This is a genomic window from Paenibacillus peoriae KCTC 3763 (genome assembly GCF_000236805.1).
Classification (GTDB): Bacteria; Bacillota; Bacilli; order Paenibacillales; family Paenibacillaceae; genus Paenibacillus; species Paenibacillus peoriae.
On sequence record NZ_AGFX01000018.1, the window covers coordinates 282,175 to 299,179 of the forward strand.

The window sequence follows — 17,005 nt, forward strand, 5'->3', positions numbered from 1 at the left end:
TATCTCTCCTATTCGCTATACGCTGTCTTTGTTCAAATGACGCTAAGTAGTAGATCTGAGACAAATTCAGCGGCGTTTTTAATTTTCTTCACTTTTTCATCTTCTGTAGGAGAGAAGCGGACGCGTACCGGGAATTCCACATGCGTCATACCGGTTGATTTGATTACCCCGGAAGTGCTTTGGACCTTCATATTGGTACCGTTCAAGTAATCCTGTACAACTTCAATAGCTTCTCCGCTCCAGCCGTAGGAACCAAAGGCAGCAGCCAGCTTGCCTTCCAGATTCATCTTTTGCATTTTTTGCAGCAGGTCTTCCAGCTTGCCCGTCATGTCGGCATATTTGGTAGAGCTGCCGACGAAAACAGCATCCGCTGAGGCGATACTATTCAAAATCTCTGTTTCATCCGCTTTATCTACGTCCCATACCTCCACCTTGATTTGGTTCTCTAAAAAGCAGTCCTTCAGAATGTTTGCCATTTTTTTGGTATTATTTTTTAAGGTGGCATAAACAATCGCTACTTTTCTATCATCCTTGGTTTCGGTGCTCATAGATGCGTATAAATCAATGAATTTGGGAATAGTATGCCGGATCGCGAAGCCGTGGGAAGGGGCAATCATCTCAATATCCAGGTCAGCAACCGCGTTGATTAATGTACGTACATATCTGCGGTGCGGATGGATAATAGCCTGATAGTATCCGATAAAGTCATCGGTGATATCAAAATCGGCTTCATCGGCAAATAGATGCTCTACAGCCACGTGTGTGCTGAAAATATCGCACGGGAACAAGATTTTGTCTTCCACGCAATACGTAATCATGGTTTCTTCCGTATGAAGGTAAGGTGTTTCCTTGAACAGCAGTGTCTTGCCTCCAATATCCAGTTGATCTCCATCCTTGATGACGAGGAAGTTGCGATGCTGAAGCTTGTACATTTGCTGAATTTCCGGAACGGCAATCTCTGTACAGACAATCGTAGCGTTCGTTGCCTTGGCAGCAAGTGCCGCCAATCCGCCGGAGTGATCCGGTTCCGTGTGGTTGACGATAATATATTGAATGTCCAGCGGATCGATCAATTCGGCTACAGCCTCTGCAAATTCTCTACCGAACGCCATATCTACGGTATCTATAATGGTTGGTTTCCCAGTTTTCAGCAGATATGCATTATATGTTGTACCCTTCGATAGTAGAAGACGATGAAAGGGAACCTCACGATTATCAATTTTTCCTACCCAATAAATATCTTTTGCCAGTTGAAATCCTGTTTTCATAGGAACAACCTCCTGCTCGTTTTGTTTGTTTAGCACAATTCGATTCTAGTTGGATGTAACGATGAAAAAGTTGATTGAAATCAAATTTTTGAATTTTTAAAAGTATTTTCGACTTAAATTTAGTTTAGTGATTGCAATCACAAGATGAGCGGAATATTTCAATACAATAAGGTCATATCGATTGAAAAGCCTGAGAGCAGCATGTCAGGTGTCTCAATCCATCACAAGCAAATCTACTTTCAAACAGGAGCGTGAACCAATATGAAAATATCAAACCTTACTCAATTTCAGGAATATAAAGAAGCTGCGTTTACAAAACGAATTGTGCATAAGGAAGCTGACAATGTAATTTTTATTCTCAACTTTACTCCTAATGCTGAGCTGCCAACACATAATCACCCAGGAGCGAATGTATATTTGCTTGTTCTTGAAGGCAACGGTACTGTAACTGTGAATGGTGAAGAAACGGCAGTTGTGCAAGGGGATATCATTCATCTTACAGGAGATGAGCACTTTTCCTATCGTGGTGGTGCAGAGGCGAATTCCAGCCTACATGTGGTGTTGACCAAAACGCCAAGTGAAAGCTATGCGCAAAACATTTAAAAGAGAGCACATTACCATCGCTATATAAAACAAAAAATAAAAAAGGTTAAATTTTTTTACGCTTATATTGATAATGAATATCATTATCGAATTTTAAGAAGAGGTGTTGATGGCCGATGCAGACAGTAGATTACAAACAGGTGCCAGGGCACTGGGTATTGGCAAGTCTCGGTAAGCGTGTGCTTAGGCCCGGAGGGTTAAAAACGACACGTTGGATGATTGAGGGACTTGACGTAACCAGGCAGGATGAGATTATTGAGTTTGCTCCCGGATTGGGCATAACTGCCCAAATGACACTGCAGCTTAATCCCCGCCATTATATTGCGATTGAACAGAATGAGAAGGCAGCTTCTATCGTAAAAACGTATGCAAACGGAGCAAACCGGGAAGTAATTATTGCCGACGCTGAACAGGTTCCGTTGCCGGATGCGTCTGCGACGGTGGTATACGGGGAAGCTATGCTGACGATGCACACAAGAGCCAAGAAAGGACAGATTATTTCGGAAGCCAGACGGCTTTTGAAAACGGGCGGGAAGTATGCTATCCATGAGATGTGCTTAGCTTCAAATGATATTGAGCCTGAGCTCAGAAAGCAGATTTACAAGGATTTGGCTGTAGCCATGAGAGTGAATGCGACACCGTTGACGGTATCGGAATGGGAACAGTTGCTGAAAGAGGAAGGCTTTAAGGTTGTTAAAATCTATACGGTCCCCATGCACTTATTGCATCTGCCACGTATCATTCAGGATGAGGGCTGGTTGAGATTTGGCAAAATTGCCTTTAACCTTATGCGCAACCATGCTGCCCGGGCAAGAGTTATGGGTATGCGCAAACAGTTTGTAAAGTACGCCGACCATCTGCAAGCGGTCAGTATCATCGCTGAGCGATAGTCTGAAGCCCCGAATAGGACAATAAGAAAGTTCTTTGTCGCCAATGAAGCTTTTTTGAGTAAATACCAAAAAGGAGACGAACCCCCCACCAGGGATTCATCTCCTTTTTGAATTTGCTGCTATGCCAGACTGAATTTATTTTTGAAGATTTTAATTTTGGTTATAGATTCTATACAGGAATACAGCAGCCTCGGCACGAGTGGTTGGTGCTTTAGGGGCTATTTTGCCGTCTGATCCTGTAATGAGACCTTCCTGCACCAGCGCAGCCAAGCTTGCAGCAGCATAACCAGCAATATCTGCACGATCACTGAAGGAATCCAGTGCAGCCGTTGAGGTTGTGGCAGCCAGCTTGTTTGCCTTTTGCAGGGCCTTGTCGGTCATGACCATCATATCCTGTCTGGATACAGGTGCATTCGGATTAAACTTGTTGTCACCGGAGCCGCCTGCAATGCCAAGCTTTTTGGCAATGCCTGCTGCTTCGTAGTAGTAGCTTCCTTGCTTAACATCGACAAAGCTGCTGTCAAAGCTTGCGGTCAACCCCAGCGTTTTCACCAGCAGCGTCAGATATTCCGCGCGGGTGATTTTGGCCGCAGGAGAGAATTTATTTGCCGTCGTACCGTTGATGACGCCTTTGGAGGACAGGATCTCAATTTGCTTCTTGGCCCAAGTGTGTTGACCTAAATCCTGGAAGGATCTGTCCACATAGGCTACAGCATATTGGCTAAAATGATGCGTAGTAAAGCGAACGGCTCCAATGGATGCGTCATATTTTCCTGAAGTCACCGGAGTAGCATGACCTGCTGCATCTACATACTGAATGACAATATGCTCTGCTTTTTGCAGTTCTGCTGCTGTAGGTGTATAAGGAATAGCCACGGTTACAGCCGCATTGTTGTTATTCCATGGCAATCGCTTGCCGTTGGCTTTGAGATTCAGCTCAATCACAGGACGAGTTCCGATATGAGATCGTGCTTGTGCATCCAGCTTGCTGTTGCTGCCTGAACTTAATTCCAGCGTAATATGTTGCGCTCCTGCTGCTTCTGCAGTCCCGAACATGTTGCCTGGGAGGGTAACGACTGCCATCCCTGTCTTAATTTGAATGGCACGGGATGCATCCGCACTGGTTACAAAGCTTGTCGGTAGCGTCAGCTCATAGGATTTGGCTTGATTCGCTTCAACGGTGACCTCTACTGTTTTCATTCCTTTGCCATCCGCCTGGGATGCAGCGAAGGCGTTGTTGAGGAAATCGGAATCCATTGTAATTGTCGCCAGACCTGTGCTGCTGTTCAGCTTGGTAGTAAATGATTCAATGGAATTCCCCTTGGCATCCAGTACGCGGACAGACGAGGCTGTGCTCGGTGTCGCGGTTGTGGAACTTCCGCTGGCGCTGCTACTACTGCCGCTGCTGCCACTGGAATTATTGCCATTACTACCGCTGTTATTGTCGATACTGTCGTCTTGGTCGTCATTGTCATCTTTACTGCTGCTTGTGTCGGAAATCTGAATCATCAATACAGCATCGTTGCCTTTATCAAATTGCACGGTTAACGGGAGCTTGCCCTTCGGTTGAGTTGTCAGATACTCTTTTTTGATCGTCAGAACATCGCCGTTAACAGTATAAGCCGTTGCTCCGATGGATACTCCCGCTTGTTTGATATCGGTAATGGAGGAAGCATCGTTCCAAGTAATGGTCGTCTCTATATCCGTCTGATTGCTGGCTTTTTTGTCAAAGCTGGCTGTTTTCGGATTGATGCTCGCATCTACCTCTATAGTACTTTGGATGGCTCGGACCGTGAATACGGCCTTGTCTCCAAAGTCAAAGAGCAATTCAATGCTGACCGTGTCGCCTTCTTTTAGGCTTAGGCCGGACAGGAAGCCTTTTTTCAATGTCAGAGTATTTCCTTTTACGGTATAATCGTGGCCTTCGACCAACACATCCCTGTTATAGACCGCTTCTGTGACACTTCGGCTAGGGCCTTGATTCACGCCATAGACCACTTGGGTAACGCTATGAGCATCGTTCCAGATAATTTCCGAAGTCACATCTGTTGGATGGCCAAGGTCAAAGTTGCGGGATATTGGACTGATGGTAGCCGGATTGGCTGAAATGATCACTTCACCCGACGCCAGCACCTCTATTTTCCGGGCACCGGTTTTGATTACTCCGGTTTCATCCTTCGCATCTGCATAAACGATATACTTGCCGACCTGTGGGGTTGCCCACTGATAGGTGTCACCGGTTGAATAGGTATCAAGCGTTACTGTCTCCTGACTGTCTTCATTCAGTGCCCAGAAAGAGTAGGTTTTGTTGCCGATTCCACCGACAGCCTCCGCGCTCAGGGCGATGATGCCTTCTGCCGCTTCATGCTTGGCTTTTAACTGTACGGACAATGGCGTATATACCTTAAACGGAATGGAATTGCTTTCCGCATATGCTTCAGCCTTGGAACCTGACCACCCGTAAAGGGTAAGGTCTTGTGTGTCGCTAAATGCTCCCAGGCCAATGTCGGATACACCCTCACCCAAAATGACCGTTCTGAGGTTAGGAGAACCAACAAAAGCAAACTCCCCGAGTGTAGTATTACTGTCCAAAATGGCAACGGACTTCAAATGATTGGAGAAAGCGAAGGCCCAGTCGTTAATTTTGGTCAGGTTACTTCCCAACACAATGGTTTCGATGCCTGTATCAGAAAAGGCGAAGCTTCCGATTTCCGTCAAGCTGTCAGGCAGTTTCACGGATTTCAGATTGTTCGTTCTGTTAAAAGCAGAAGTACCAATGGTCAACAATCCCTCGGGAAATTGGATGTCTGTAAGGAACTGTGCCTTTTGGAAGGCGTAATTACTGATATTTGTTACGGTCGCCGGAATTTTATACACAGACTCCGGTTTAGCCGCAGGATATAGAATGAGATTGGTTTTTGCTTTGTTCAGCAATACACCCTCCTCACTGGCATAAGAAGCATTGTCCGGGTCGACATTAACGCTCTTAATCATCAGTGAGCTGGCAAAAGGATTACCGCCAATGGAGGTCACACCTTTCCCGATATTCACAATGGACAGCCGCTCGGAGTTGGACAGTACAAAGCTGCCCAAGGACTGTACTTGGTCTGGAATCGTGATTTCCACCAGACTGCTGTTGTATTGGAAGGCATAGTCGCCAATTTTTGTGACGCTTTTGCCAAGATCGATGCTTGTCAGCTTGCCACTATAGGCGAATGCATACGCACCCAGCTCTTCTACCCCGTCTCCTAGCTTCACCTTTTCCAGTTTGTCTGAGTGGGTAAACGCTGCCTTCCCGATGGTTTTGACGCTGTCGGGAATCGTCAGGGAAAGCAGACTAATGCTGGAATCAAAAGCATGCTCTCCAATCGTTTGCAGGCCATCCGAAAGCGTGATGGAGCTCAAGTTGGCTGCAACATGGAAGGCATAATCTTCGATTTTGGTCACGGTGTCAGGAACCGTATAGGCATCCCTACCATTTCCGGCGGGATAGCGGATCAAGGTCGATTTGTCCTTGTTGAATAGCACTCCGTCCTGGCTTGAGAAGGCTGTATTGTCCGCAGATACTTCGATATTTTTTAGGCTTGAGCTGCCGGTGCTGTCAAATGCCTGCTGTCCCATTAGAGTTACGCCCTTCCCAATGGAGACATTGGCTAGCTTCGCATTTTCGGCAAATGCGAAGTCTCCCAGGGTGGTTACACTGTCCGGGATGACAACGGAGGAGATTTGCGTTTCTGCAAAGCCTCTTGCTCCAATGGTGAGCAGCCCACTGTTCAGTTGGACGGTAGCGATCCGGGTTCCCCAGAAGGCTTCATCCCCGATGGAAGTGACAGAGTCCGGAATTTCAATGGACCCGATCGCCGAGGAAGTGAAAGCTCCACGGCCAATGATGAGCAGCCCGTCTGGCAGCTTGATTTCTTTCAGGCTGGTTGTAAGAGAGAACGCAGAGTCGCCAATTTCCGTTACACTCTCCGGAATATTAATGGAAACGAGATTACGAGTTTCCTGGAAGGCTCCCGGATTAATTCGGGTTAAACCATCCGGCAGGTGCAACGATTTGAGAGCTGTGTCACGGGCAAAGGCGCTATCGCCGATGTCCTTCACTGTGCTCGGCAGTGTAATTTGGGCAAGCTTGGCGAGATCGGAAAAGCTGCTTTCCCCGATCACTTCCAGTCCTTCTGATAAAGTGATCACTTTAAGCTCTTTGGCATAGCTGAATGCCGCTCTGCCGATTTTTTTCACCGAGGCCGGAATTTTCACCGACAAAATATCCTCGCGGTAGGCAAATACCTCCTCGCCGATTTCGGTTACACTATCGGGAATGACAATGTGACCGCCCGGGCCGTTGTAGCTCGTCAGAACTCCATTCACAATAGTGAAATCAGTGCTCGAGACTGCCTCTACCGTGATTCGGCTGGTGGCGGATTTTCCAGAGGCCGTCGCCGTAATTGTTGCTGTACCGGCTGCTTTTGCCTGTACCAATCCGTTCTGATCTACAGCAGCCACCGACGCATTAGAGCTTGTCCAGTTGATTGGACCTGAAACTTCAGAGCTGGTAGTGGCTTTCAAGGGCTTGCTTGAACCAACGGTTAGCTTCAACGCCGCACGGTTCAGCACGATACCCTGGCTACCGATCGGTGTGACCGTAACCTGGCTGGAAGCTGACTTGCCATTGGAGGTTGCCGTAATCGTTGCCGTACCGACACTCACACCCGTAACAGCTCCTTCTGTATCGACGGTAGCCACAGCCGGATCAGAGCTGGTCCAGGTAATCGCTTTGGATGTGGCATTTACCGGCGTAATCGTCGCCGTCAAATCCTCAGTCGTACCGACAACTAAGGAGAGAGCCTCCTTATCCAGTGTAATGCCTTCTGTTCCTACAGGCTCAAGAACAATAGATGCACTGCTGTAGTTGAACGCATAGTCAAACATATCTACGGAGATTTTATCTGTAGGAAGACCGTTTTTCGTCAGCTTGTCCTTCAAATCAGTGATATCCATAGTTACTGTATTGACGGAGGTTCCGTCCGGCAGCTTTTCATCGGCATCCTTGATAGCCACCAGATTGGACAATGCGCCGCCATTGCCTGTGGTTAATTGCAGTCCGCTGGTATAATGGTTATCCTTGATGGTCATCTTCAGATACGTTTTGTCATTTTCTTTATAAATGCTGTAATCGGCGAGCTTGGGGCCTGTTTTGTCATAGGCGAAATCAAAGGTCCAGGAATCGGTTCCCTGTCCGTTTGTACCTGCGACCACCCCGGTAATCTTAAAGGTATATATTCCTTCCGGTACCTCGTTATTATTCTGGTCCAGTCCGTCAAAGAAAGGCTGGTCGCCGAGAAGAGCCTCCGCCCAACTGATTGCACCAGAGCCTGGATAGTAAATGGATTTGGGCACATGCGAATAATTAAACTCTTTGACCATGTTTCCGGCCTGGTCGGTAAGGGTATACTTCAAGCTTTCTGCATTCCGCAGCATGCCTGTTGAGATACCCACAATTTTTGAGCTGTTCCCCAAGCTGTTCGGGGAAATTGCGAATTTCTCGGGCATAACTCCCCAGTTCAGATCCAGGGCAATGGCAACCTGATTTTGACCCAGAAGATATTGCACACCGGGATACAAGTTATAAACTGTACTGCCTAGCATAGAGTAGCCTTCCTTGCCATACTCCGTACCATCGAAAATACGAGGTTGTCCCCAACCTCCATAGAATCCGACGAACGGAATGGAGAGGTTCACACCTTTTTCTGCATTCAGCATCACGAATCCGTCAATAAAGGTTCCGTTTTTTGTTGCTTGATCCAATTGTGCTTTGAGCGCATCCGACAATGTGATTTTCACAGTAATGCTTGCTGTCCCATGTGCAGGTACAGTTACTTTACCGTTTGTTGCACCGCTGTATTGTACCTGGATGCCCTTTCCGGTATAGTCTGTAGACTTCTGCGCAAAGAGGCTCTTGCCATCCTTCGTCACTATTTTTTCCGATAAAGCCGCTGTATTCAGGTCATAAGTCAACGCCTCATCCGACATGCTGTGAATATCAAAGGTGAAGGAATAGGCTCCTGCCTTGTTGTAGCCCAGTTCGGCTTTAGGTCGTTCATTGTCCTTAACCGTCACATAAGCTCCAGTCGTGACTGCTCCGCTCACATCGGCCAAGCCTGCGCCCTGCTTGCGTGGGGAGTAATATTGCTGATCCGTATCCTTGGCAGGGTGGGCGGTGTTCATCAGCAGGGTGTGCACCAGCTTTTCCCGTTCCACCGCATCTGCAATATTTAATTTGTTGGTGACATATTGTTTTATTATAGCCTCGGCTCCGGCGATATGAGGAGAAGCCATAGATGTACCACTCATCGTCTCATATTGATTGCCAGGAACGGTAGAATAAATATTTTCTCCGGGTGCAGTGATTTCCGGTTTCAGCTTCAAATCCGGTGATACGCCCCATGAAGAAAACTCCGACATCTTGTATCCATCCGGATTAGGCGCATTTGTCCTGAATTTTTCATCCACCGTCAGCTTTTTATCAGCCAGGTTCAGCAGGAACTCTCCGTCTTCCTTTGTAATGGAAACGGCCGGGATGTAATAGGCGCTGATATCCATGTTGGCTTTGCCTGTTTCATTGTCGAAAATAACAGCCGCTACCGCGCCAGCCCCATAGGCAGCGCTGACCTTTTCCTGGAAGCTTATTTGGCCGCCGCGGGATATCAAGGCAATTTTCCCTTTTAAATCCCCTGCCTTCTGGATATCCTCCGCGCTTCCGTAACCAGCGTATACATAGTCGTATGTACGGTTTAACGCCTGTATTTTGGGATCGGCGGCACTGGAGGTATCGTTGAAAATAATTTTTCGATCGCCTGCGAGAATATAAGGGGCGTCCGAGATACCGCTATTCACCATGCTTGCCACGGATAAGGCGGCTTCATAGGTGGAAGGAGCGGCTACGATGGAACTGTCGGGCTCATTGGCAAACGGGAGGTTGGAGCCAGACTGGTTTTGATAAGCGGCGCTGTAGCTGTTGCCGGCAGCGACCACCAGGTTGATCCCGGCATTTTCAATTCTGCTGTACATGGCATCCTTGCTTGCTTCTCCAGCTGTGGAAAAGCCCGCATTGGAGCCAAGGCTCATATTGATAACATCTGCTCCCATTTTGACTGAATCGTCCAATGCAGCGATGATGTCAGCATCATTGGTATATCCGTTGATGTCATCAAACACCTTCATGATCATCAACTGGGCGTCAGGTGCAATCCCTTTTAATTTATCGCCACTCGCAGCTATAGTGCCTGCCACATGAGTGCCGTGGGAGTTGTCAGAGCTGGCTGAGGGAATAACATTGGTGTCTTTGTCAGCATAGTCATAGGCGTAAGGCACCTTGTCATCCATGTAGACATCATCTACTTTCACTTTGCCAGCAGACATATCGGTACTGTTTAGGATATCACTAACCTTTTGGCGGCTATGTTTTAGGGTCAATGAGGGAGGCATATGCGTGGAAAAGGCTTCATGCTTCCAATCCAGACCGGTATCAATAACAGCCACCGTCATTCCTTTTCCTGTATAGCCGGCCGCAGCTGCCGCTGGAGTACCGATCATTCCCGAGCTGTTCGCCATGAGAGGCTCCATGGACTGCTTTGGCACGACCTTTTCATAGGTGCTGGCTACCCAGGCGTTTTTAACACCAGGCAATTGTCGAATCTCCTTCAACTGCTGGTAATCTACCTTTAGCGAAATCGCATTCATAACCATGTAATAATCGTAGATGACTTCTAATTTGGGGGCGGCCATCTTGCTTGATCCAAAAGTTTTTAAGGAAGATGAATCCTTAGTGGAGAGCGCGCGAATCTGGCTTTTTACCGATTCGTGCTGGGCTGTGAGGGTACGCCCACTGCTTTGCAGAGCATTCAGTCGATTACTGAAAGCCTTGGCGGAAGCACTGGAAATAAGCGGGGCAGCTTGTAATTCCACGATTACGGTTACTTTGCCCGAGGGTTCGTAGGTGGCTTGTGTTACATTGGTTTCTCCTGATGCTTCATAGGTTGCCTCTGCAACGGATTTTCTGGCGATTCCGCTTTGTTTTAAGGCTCCTGTTTCCAGCTTCTCCTTAAAGGAAGGCTCGCCTGAGCTGGAGCTTGTTACTGCATCCGCTTTCTGTTTTGCGGTATCCAGTGAAAGCACAATGCTGTTCTCATCTGTCGCTGAAGCCGCAAATCCTATTCCTGCAGCAAGCAGGGTGTTGCTTATGAGTAAGACGATAAGAAAGCCTGCAATCCATTTGTTTTTCCAAACCTTCAACAATCTTGTTCCCTCCTGAAAATAGATTAGTATAGTGAAAAAGAGATCCAGTAGGACCCACTGATGTGCATCACCATTCACCCCTAAATGATAATGATTATCGTTATCAATATACTTAAAAATAATAGAAGGAGTCAATACAGTATTTTTAAAAACTTTCACTAAACAGAGGTTGATCGTGTTGTGGAGGTCTGAGGCAGGTGTTTCTTAAGAGGTTATTGAAGTCTATGAATCGGGAAAATGATAGGTGTAACAACAATTTCCAATTCCCGATGTTTTCACATTACCATATTACTAGAGACATTTGGAATAGTTAACCAAAATAAAATGTTACATACACGAAAGGAGGAAGCAGGTTATGAAGCTGCATCGAGCCATCGTGGTGGATGATGAGATATTCACCCGCAAAGGGCTGCTTCAAATCATGGACTGGGAAGCCTGTGGCTTTGAAATCGTGGGAGAAGCCGATAACGGTGAGGATGCGTTGGAACTGATCGCCAGTATTCACCCGGACCTGGTCATTACCGACATTCGTATGCCTGTACTGGACGGATTGGAGCTAATTCGATCTGTGCTTGAGCGGAGTACAGAGCACCCTGCGTTTATTATCTTGAGTGGCTACAGTGATTTCGCTTATGCGCAGCAGGCGCTTCGCTACGGGGTTTATGATTTTATGCTCAAGCCGATAGATGTGGGTGATTTTTCGGCTACGCTGCGCAGACTGGGTGAAAGGCTGCGTCGTGAGCAGCAAAATGCACAGCTATATCAAAACCACCGCACAGGCGGGCTATTAGAGACATTGATGATGAACAACGTGGATAATAGCGTGGAAATGACCCGTTGGGAACAGCAGCTGCGGCTTGGGGAAGCGGCACATATGTACTATGTACTCGTCGAACTGAATGATCAGCATCCATGGCGTCGCGGTGACGATGGCGTCCTGTTGTCGCTTTTCCAATTTAGGGAGCTTATAGAGCAGGCGCTTCATCGTTTATCGGACGGCAAACATCCTCTCTATGTCCATGAGCACCGTAACCGGATTGGACTCATTGTGCCGGACTTCTTTTTAGAGTGCTTTGGAGCCAAAGTGGAGGTGTTTATGAAAGCGCTACAACAGGAAATAGAGGGGATGAAGTCATTGAAAGATCGGGTGGCCAGCCGGGTCTTCATTTATGCAGGAAGTCCTGTGAACCGGCTGCAGGATATTCATCAGTCCTATGTCTGTGCAAGGGAAGCAGTGCTCCATAAATATATTCATGACCCTAGCGGTATGGTGGTATATGAGGAGGGAGGAATGCCTTCACTTCACTACAGGACCATTCATCAGGACCTACTGGATTGCTTGACGGAGCAAGTCGAGGAACTGCGGCTGGAAGAGCTGCGTGTGACCGTGGAGCATCTATTCAGCAGCTTTCGGGAGGAGTGCTATGCCCCTGAGGCTATGAAAATGAGTCTGCATCAATGCGTGCACAGTATTGTACGAGTCATTCAAAATATGCAGGGAAATGAGCGCTCACTTCAGTCACTGGAACCGATGATGAACTGGCAGGATATGAACCTGTCACTGGGTGAACTACAGCGGCTGTTTATGGCATTCGCCGAGGAAAGTGGAACATATATTGGAGTTCTGCGCAAGGAGCGTCAGCAGGGAGGCATCCAGCACATCCGTGCCTACATTGAGCAGCATGCCGCCGAGAATATCAGCCTCAAAAGTATTGCAGCCCGCTTTTACATGAATCCGGTTTATCTCGGTCAATTATTCAGAAAAACGTACGGCGTGTACTTTAACGAATTCCTGCTGAAGCTGCGTATTCGGGAGGCGAAGCGGCTGTTGCGGCAGACGGATTTGCGCATTTATGAAATTGCTGAGCGTGTGGGCTTTGGCAGTTCAGACTATTTTGTTACCCAGTTTGAAAAGAAGGTGCATGCCACGCCAAGCGAATACCGCAACAGCCTGAACGTTGGAGATGGGCCAGAGAGGGCCAGCGAATGAAGCTGCTGCGTACAACATTTGATCATGTCCGGCTGCGAGACAAAATGCTGCTGCTTTATTTCCTCTGTGTGTTTGCGCCCGTAGTGCTGACCAATCTGATTTTCTACCACGTCACCTCGCAAAATGTAAAGGAACAGCGTATGCAGGATATTTCCCGTGCGCTGGAGCAGATAAAAGTTGAATTTTATCGTGAGTTTGAGGATGCGATGGAAATCTCGTCTATCTTTTATACCGATCATCAGCTCAATGAGCTGTTGGAGCAAACGTATCCTCACCCCGCTGATTATATTGCCGCCTATGATTCTTATTTACGTCGTATGCTGAACAATACTTACAGTCCTGTATACCATTCTGTGGGTGGAATTACGATCTACACAGATAATCCGACGCTGCTGAATTCAGGGGGAATCAGCTTTATAGATGAGTGGGTCAAAAGCTTGCCCTGGTATGGCCAAATCCCGCCCGGACGGCAGTCCAAGCCTATATTTGTACGTACTGACGACGGTACGGGTGAACAGCTGCATCCCTTTAGCCTGATTCGGCGGATGAATTATTTTTATTCCCAAAATGGTCGCGAGAAAATACTGAAAATAGAGCTGCGGATGTCGTCCATCCGAGATATTTTCCATAATCTGAATTTGCAGGGCAGTCTCTTTCTGCTCAACGAACGGGGAGACATCGAATATACGACCGATTCCAAGGTTGATATAAACGCTAAGGCTGTGGCTTATAATGAGCTCCAATTGCCCAAGGACACCATAGAATTCAAGACCAATTATGTGCTGACGAGCAATCTCAATGGCTGGAGCATTGTGGCTGTGGTATCGGGAGATGAAGTGCTGTATGGAATGCAGGAATCCCGCAATTTCGTACTGCTGCTAACCTGTATGAATATGCTGCTGCCTACCTTGATCATCGTCTGGATTACACGTTCGCTGAACGTGCGAATTCATCGTATTCTGAGGTATATGAAAAAGGTGAAAAATCAGCATTTTGAGCTGATCCCTGGTACAGAATCGCGCGATGAAATCGGGCAGCTAACAGGTGAATTCAATCGGATGACGCTTAAAATAAAGCGACTGATTAACGATGTATATGTAGCGGATATCCAGCGAAAAAATATGGAGATTCAGCGCAGGCATGCCCAGCTTAATGCACTTCACAGCCAGATTAATCCGCATTTTCTGTTCAATGCACTGGAGACAATTCGTATGCGAAGCCTGATAAAGCATGAGGACGAGACCGCTCGCATTATTCATAACATGGCGCGGATTTTCCGCAATTCGCTGGTGTGGAACAAGGATAGGGTCACATTGCGAGAGGAACTGGAGCTGATCCGTTGTTTTCTGGAAATTCAGCAATATCGTTTTGGTGAGCGGATACAGTACGAAGTGCAGGCGCGATCCGAAGACCTGGACTATTTGCTTCCGAAAATGGTTGTACTAACGCTGGTTGAAAATGCGAGCATTCACGGCATTGAGCCGTTAAAGCATGGGGGGCGGATTGAGATTCATTTTGAGCATCAGGAGGAGCGGCTGCTGCTAACGGTTCGCGATAATGGAGTCGGCATGTCGGTGGAGCAGGTACAACGGCTGTACAGCTACATGCAAAGACAGGAGGAAATGGGCGAGCGTATCGGCTTGCAGAATGTTATCTACCGGCTGAAGCTTTATTACGGAAGCTGCTTTGAGCTTGGTATACGCAGTGCGCCCGGGGAGGGGACGGAGATTCGTATCATGATCCCCGCGGACCGGGAGTGAGCTTGTCTTTATTCTTCCACTTATGGATATCCCTATGGTATAATTCTCCTAACAACAGAATGGCTTAGATGGCGCGGTCGGCTAGTCTCCTGCAAAGGAGGTGATGCCTGTGGAGGTTAAAGATGCGCTGACATTAATGATGATGTTTGGTACGCTAATTATCGCGTTGATCGGACTGATCGTCACGATTGTCATTGCATTGAACCAAAGCAAAAGAAAATAGACCGCCCTCCGACAAAGGTTAGCGGTCTATTTCTGCACCTAGTTCAAAGCCACCGCCCTTATAAGCGGCTGTTGCTGGAGAGTAGAGATGTTGACGCATCTCTGCTCTTTTCTATTATAATCTTCTTTATTTTATTTTATCACAACGTGAATCCTATTGACAATAATTCACCTTTAGTTTCCTAAGCAAAACCTTTAGATTGGCGGGTGATCGAAATTCATGGCATTTTATAAAATGAAAGTGCTTACAATTTGGTATCCACATATAACCAACAAAGAGGCCGAAAGGGGATTGTCTGACATGGCAAGCAAAAGGTTCGGAATGTTGGGTCTGGTATTCATCGTTATGGTATCTATGATCACTGCCTGCTCAGGAAGTGCGGGCAAGGAGCCTGTGCCGGGAGATAGCAAGGAGAAGGTCACGTTCACGTATTTTAATGCCAACGCGGGCAAGGACATCAATACGAATGAGACGCGGATCGGCAAGATTCTCGAGGAACAGACGGGCGTAAACTGGAAGCTGGAGCATTTGGTAGGGGATGCCAATACGAAGATCGGTACATTTATTGCCAGTAACGATTACCCGGATGCCATTGTGCCCGAGGGCACGATTGATAAGCTGCTGGATGCCGGGGCTTTTATTCCCCTGAATGATTTGATCGACAAATATGGACCGAATATTAAGCGTGTATATGGACCGTATTACAACCTGATGAAGGCGGAGGACGGGAATATTTATTTTTTACCGCTCAGCGCGGTGGTAGGCGATTATTTGCCTGCGCCTAACTTGGAGCAGGGAGCCTTTTGGGTGCAGCGCAGGGTGTTGAAGGAAGCGGGATACCCCAAAATCAAAACGTTCGACGAGTATTTGACTCTGATTCGCAACTACGCGAAAAAACATGCAGACGAAGGCTTGACCGGGTACTTGTCATTAACCACGCAGGATAAATTCTTTGCTTTTACGAACGCGCCTATGCATCTGGCAGGCTATCCGAACGATGGCGGCACAATCATTGATATGAAATCGCATCAGGCCACAGATTATGGGGATGAGGAAATCACGAAGCGGTATCTGAAGGAGCTGAATCAGCTCAATGCGGAGAGCCTGTTTGATAAATCGTCCTTTGTGGACAATTACGATCAATATTTAGCGAAGCTGACCTCGGGCAAAGTGCTGGGCTTTTTTGACTACCGCTGGCAGGTAGGGCAGGCGTTAAATAATCTTCAGGAAGCCTCCAAGCAGTCGGGTAATGATGATCTGGAATATGTGGGATTGCCCGTTGTATACGATCAAAATATTAAGGATCAGTACCTTGATCCTCCATCATTCATTAATAACCGGGGCATTGGAATTACGGTCAGCGCCAAGGACCCGGTGCGTATGATCAAGTTTTTTGACAACCTGCTGACAGATGAAAATCAAGTGTTATCCCACTGGGGAGTTAAGGGCGAAACCTATGATGTAGATGAAAAAGGGCGTATGTACCGGACGAAGGAGCAAATCAGGCAGACAACGCTGGATGCGTTCCGCGAGTCCTTCGGGTTCAAATATTTTGAATATAATTGGCCGCGCTATGGCAACGGCTCCTCCCTGCCTGACGGCAACTCAGTCAGCCCGGGGCGGCAGCCTGAGGTTGCGCGTATGTCCTACACCGAGGGAGATCAAAAGCTGCTGAAAGTCTATGGTGTAGAGTCCTTTTCGCAAATGTTTTCCGCACCTGACAAGCGCCCATGGTATCCGGCCTGGAGTATCCCGATTGCCCAAGGCTCACCCGCACAGCTCTTCCAGCAAAAGAAGGGAGACCTGCAGCGCAAATATTTCCCGCGTTTGGTACTGTCTGCACCGGGACAGTTTGACGCGATTTGGAATGAATACTCGACTGAATTTAACAAGCTGGACGTGAAGGCGTATGAGGAGCTGATCACGAAGGAGGTTACAAAAAAAGTAGATATTGCCGATAAAAAGTAAAGGAG

Annotated in this window: 8 protein-coding genes; 6 read left to right on the top strand and 2 right to left on the bottom strand. The window is 47.5% G+C overall.

The features are described from left to right. Positions 1–32: 32 nt before the first annotated feature. The gene (locus KQI_RS0112225) at positions 33–1,268 is read right to left on the bottom strand and encodes an FprA family A-type flavoprotein (protein WP_010347042.1); all 1,236 of its coding nucleotides are present in this window, start codon (positions 1,266–1,268) and stop codon (positions 33–35) included. A 261-nt stretch (positions 1,269–1,529) separates the two neighbouring features. Between KQI_RS0112225 and KQI_RS0112230 the strand changes: the two genes are divergently transcribed. Both KQI_RS0112230 and KQI_RS0112235 read left to right on the top strand, forming a co-directional pair. Further along, on the top strand, positions 1,530–1,871 hold the full coding sequence (locus KQI_RS0112230) for a cupin domain-containing protein (protein WP_010347043.1): 342 nt from the start codon (positions 1,530–1,532) through the stop codon (positions 1,869–1,871). 116 nt (positions 1,872–1,987) lie between these two features. Further along, positions 1,988–2,761, top strand: coding sequence for a class I SAM-dependent methyltransferase (locus KQI_RS0112235; protein WP_010347044.1), 774 nt, complete (start codon positions 1,988–1,990; stop codon positions 2,759–2,761). Positions 2,762–2,911: 150 nt separating this feature from the next. Here KQI_RS0112235 and KQI_RS0112240 read toward each other — a convergent pair whose 3' ends face one another. Continuing rightward, entirely contained in the window at positions 2,912–11,056 is an 8,145-nt protein-coding gene (locus KQI_RS0112240; RefSeq protein WP_277813524.1) for a leucine-rich repeat protein, read from the bottom strand. 358 nt (positions 11,057–11,414) lie between these two features. On the opposite strand from KQI_RS0112240, the gene KQI_RS0112245 reads away from it, so the two are divergent. From KQI_RS0112245 to KQI_RS0112260, 4 genes are all read left to right on the top strand, one after another. Further along, positions 11,415–13,049 (top strand): response regulator, encoded by a 1,635-nt coding sequence (locus KQI_RS0112245; protein ID WP_010347046.1) that lies wholly within the window; start codon positions 11,415–11,417, stop codon positions 13,047–13,049. Next, the gene (locus KQI_RS0112250; RefSeq protein WP_010347047.1) at positions 13,046–14,809 is read left to right on the top strand and encodes a sensor histidine kinase; all 1,764 of its coding nucleotides are present in this window, start codon (positions 13,046–13,048) and stop codon (positions 14,807–14,809) included. The genes KQI_RS0112245 and KQI_RS0112250 overlap by 4 nt, the downstream gene beginning before the upstream one ends. Positions 14,810–14,918: 109 nt before the next feature. Next, complete coding sequence (locus KQI_RS29255) at positions 14,919–15,032, top strand: putative holin-like toxin (RefSeq protein ID WP_010347048.1); 114 nt, start codon at positions 14,919–14,921, stop codon at positions 15,030–15,032. A 300-nt stretch (positions 15,033–15,332) separates the two neighbouring features. Next, a complete protein-coding gene (locus KQI_RS0112260; protein ID WP_029390130.1) occupies positions 15,333–17,000 on the top strand; it encodes an ABC transporter substrate-binding protein in 1,668 nt (555 codons plus the stop codon). Positions 17,001–17,005: the final 5 nt, after the last annotated feature.

Excerpts from the sequence above, each read along its gene's own strand:
- KQI_RS0112225 (WP_010347042.1), bottom strand. The coding sequence starts at position 1,268 with ATGAAAACAGGATTTCAACTGGCAAAAGATATTTATTGGGTAGGAAAA.
- KQI_RS0112230 (WP_010347043.1), top strand. The coding sequence starts at position 1,530 with ATGAAAATATCAAACCTTACTCAATTTCAGGAATATAAAGAAGCTGCG.
- KQI_RS0112235 (WP_010347044.1), top strand. The coding sequence starts at position 1,988 with ATGCAGACAGTAGATTACAAACAGGTGCCAGGGCACTGGGTATTGGCA.
- KQI_RS0112245 (WP_010347046.1), top strand. The coding sequence starts at position 11,415 with ATGAAGCTGCATCGAGCCATCGTGGTGGATGATGAGATATTCACCCGC.
- KQI_RS0112250 (WP_010347047.1), top strand. The coding sequence starts at position 13,046 with ATGAAGCTGCTGCGTACAACATTTGATCATGTCCGGCTGCGAGACAAA.
- KQI_RS0112260 (WP_029390130.1), top strand. The coding sequence starts at position 15,333 with ATGGCAAGCAAAAGGTTCGGAATGTTGGGTCTGGTATTCATCGTTATG.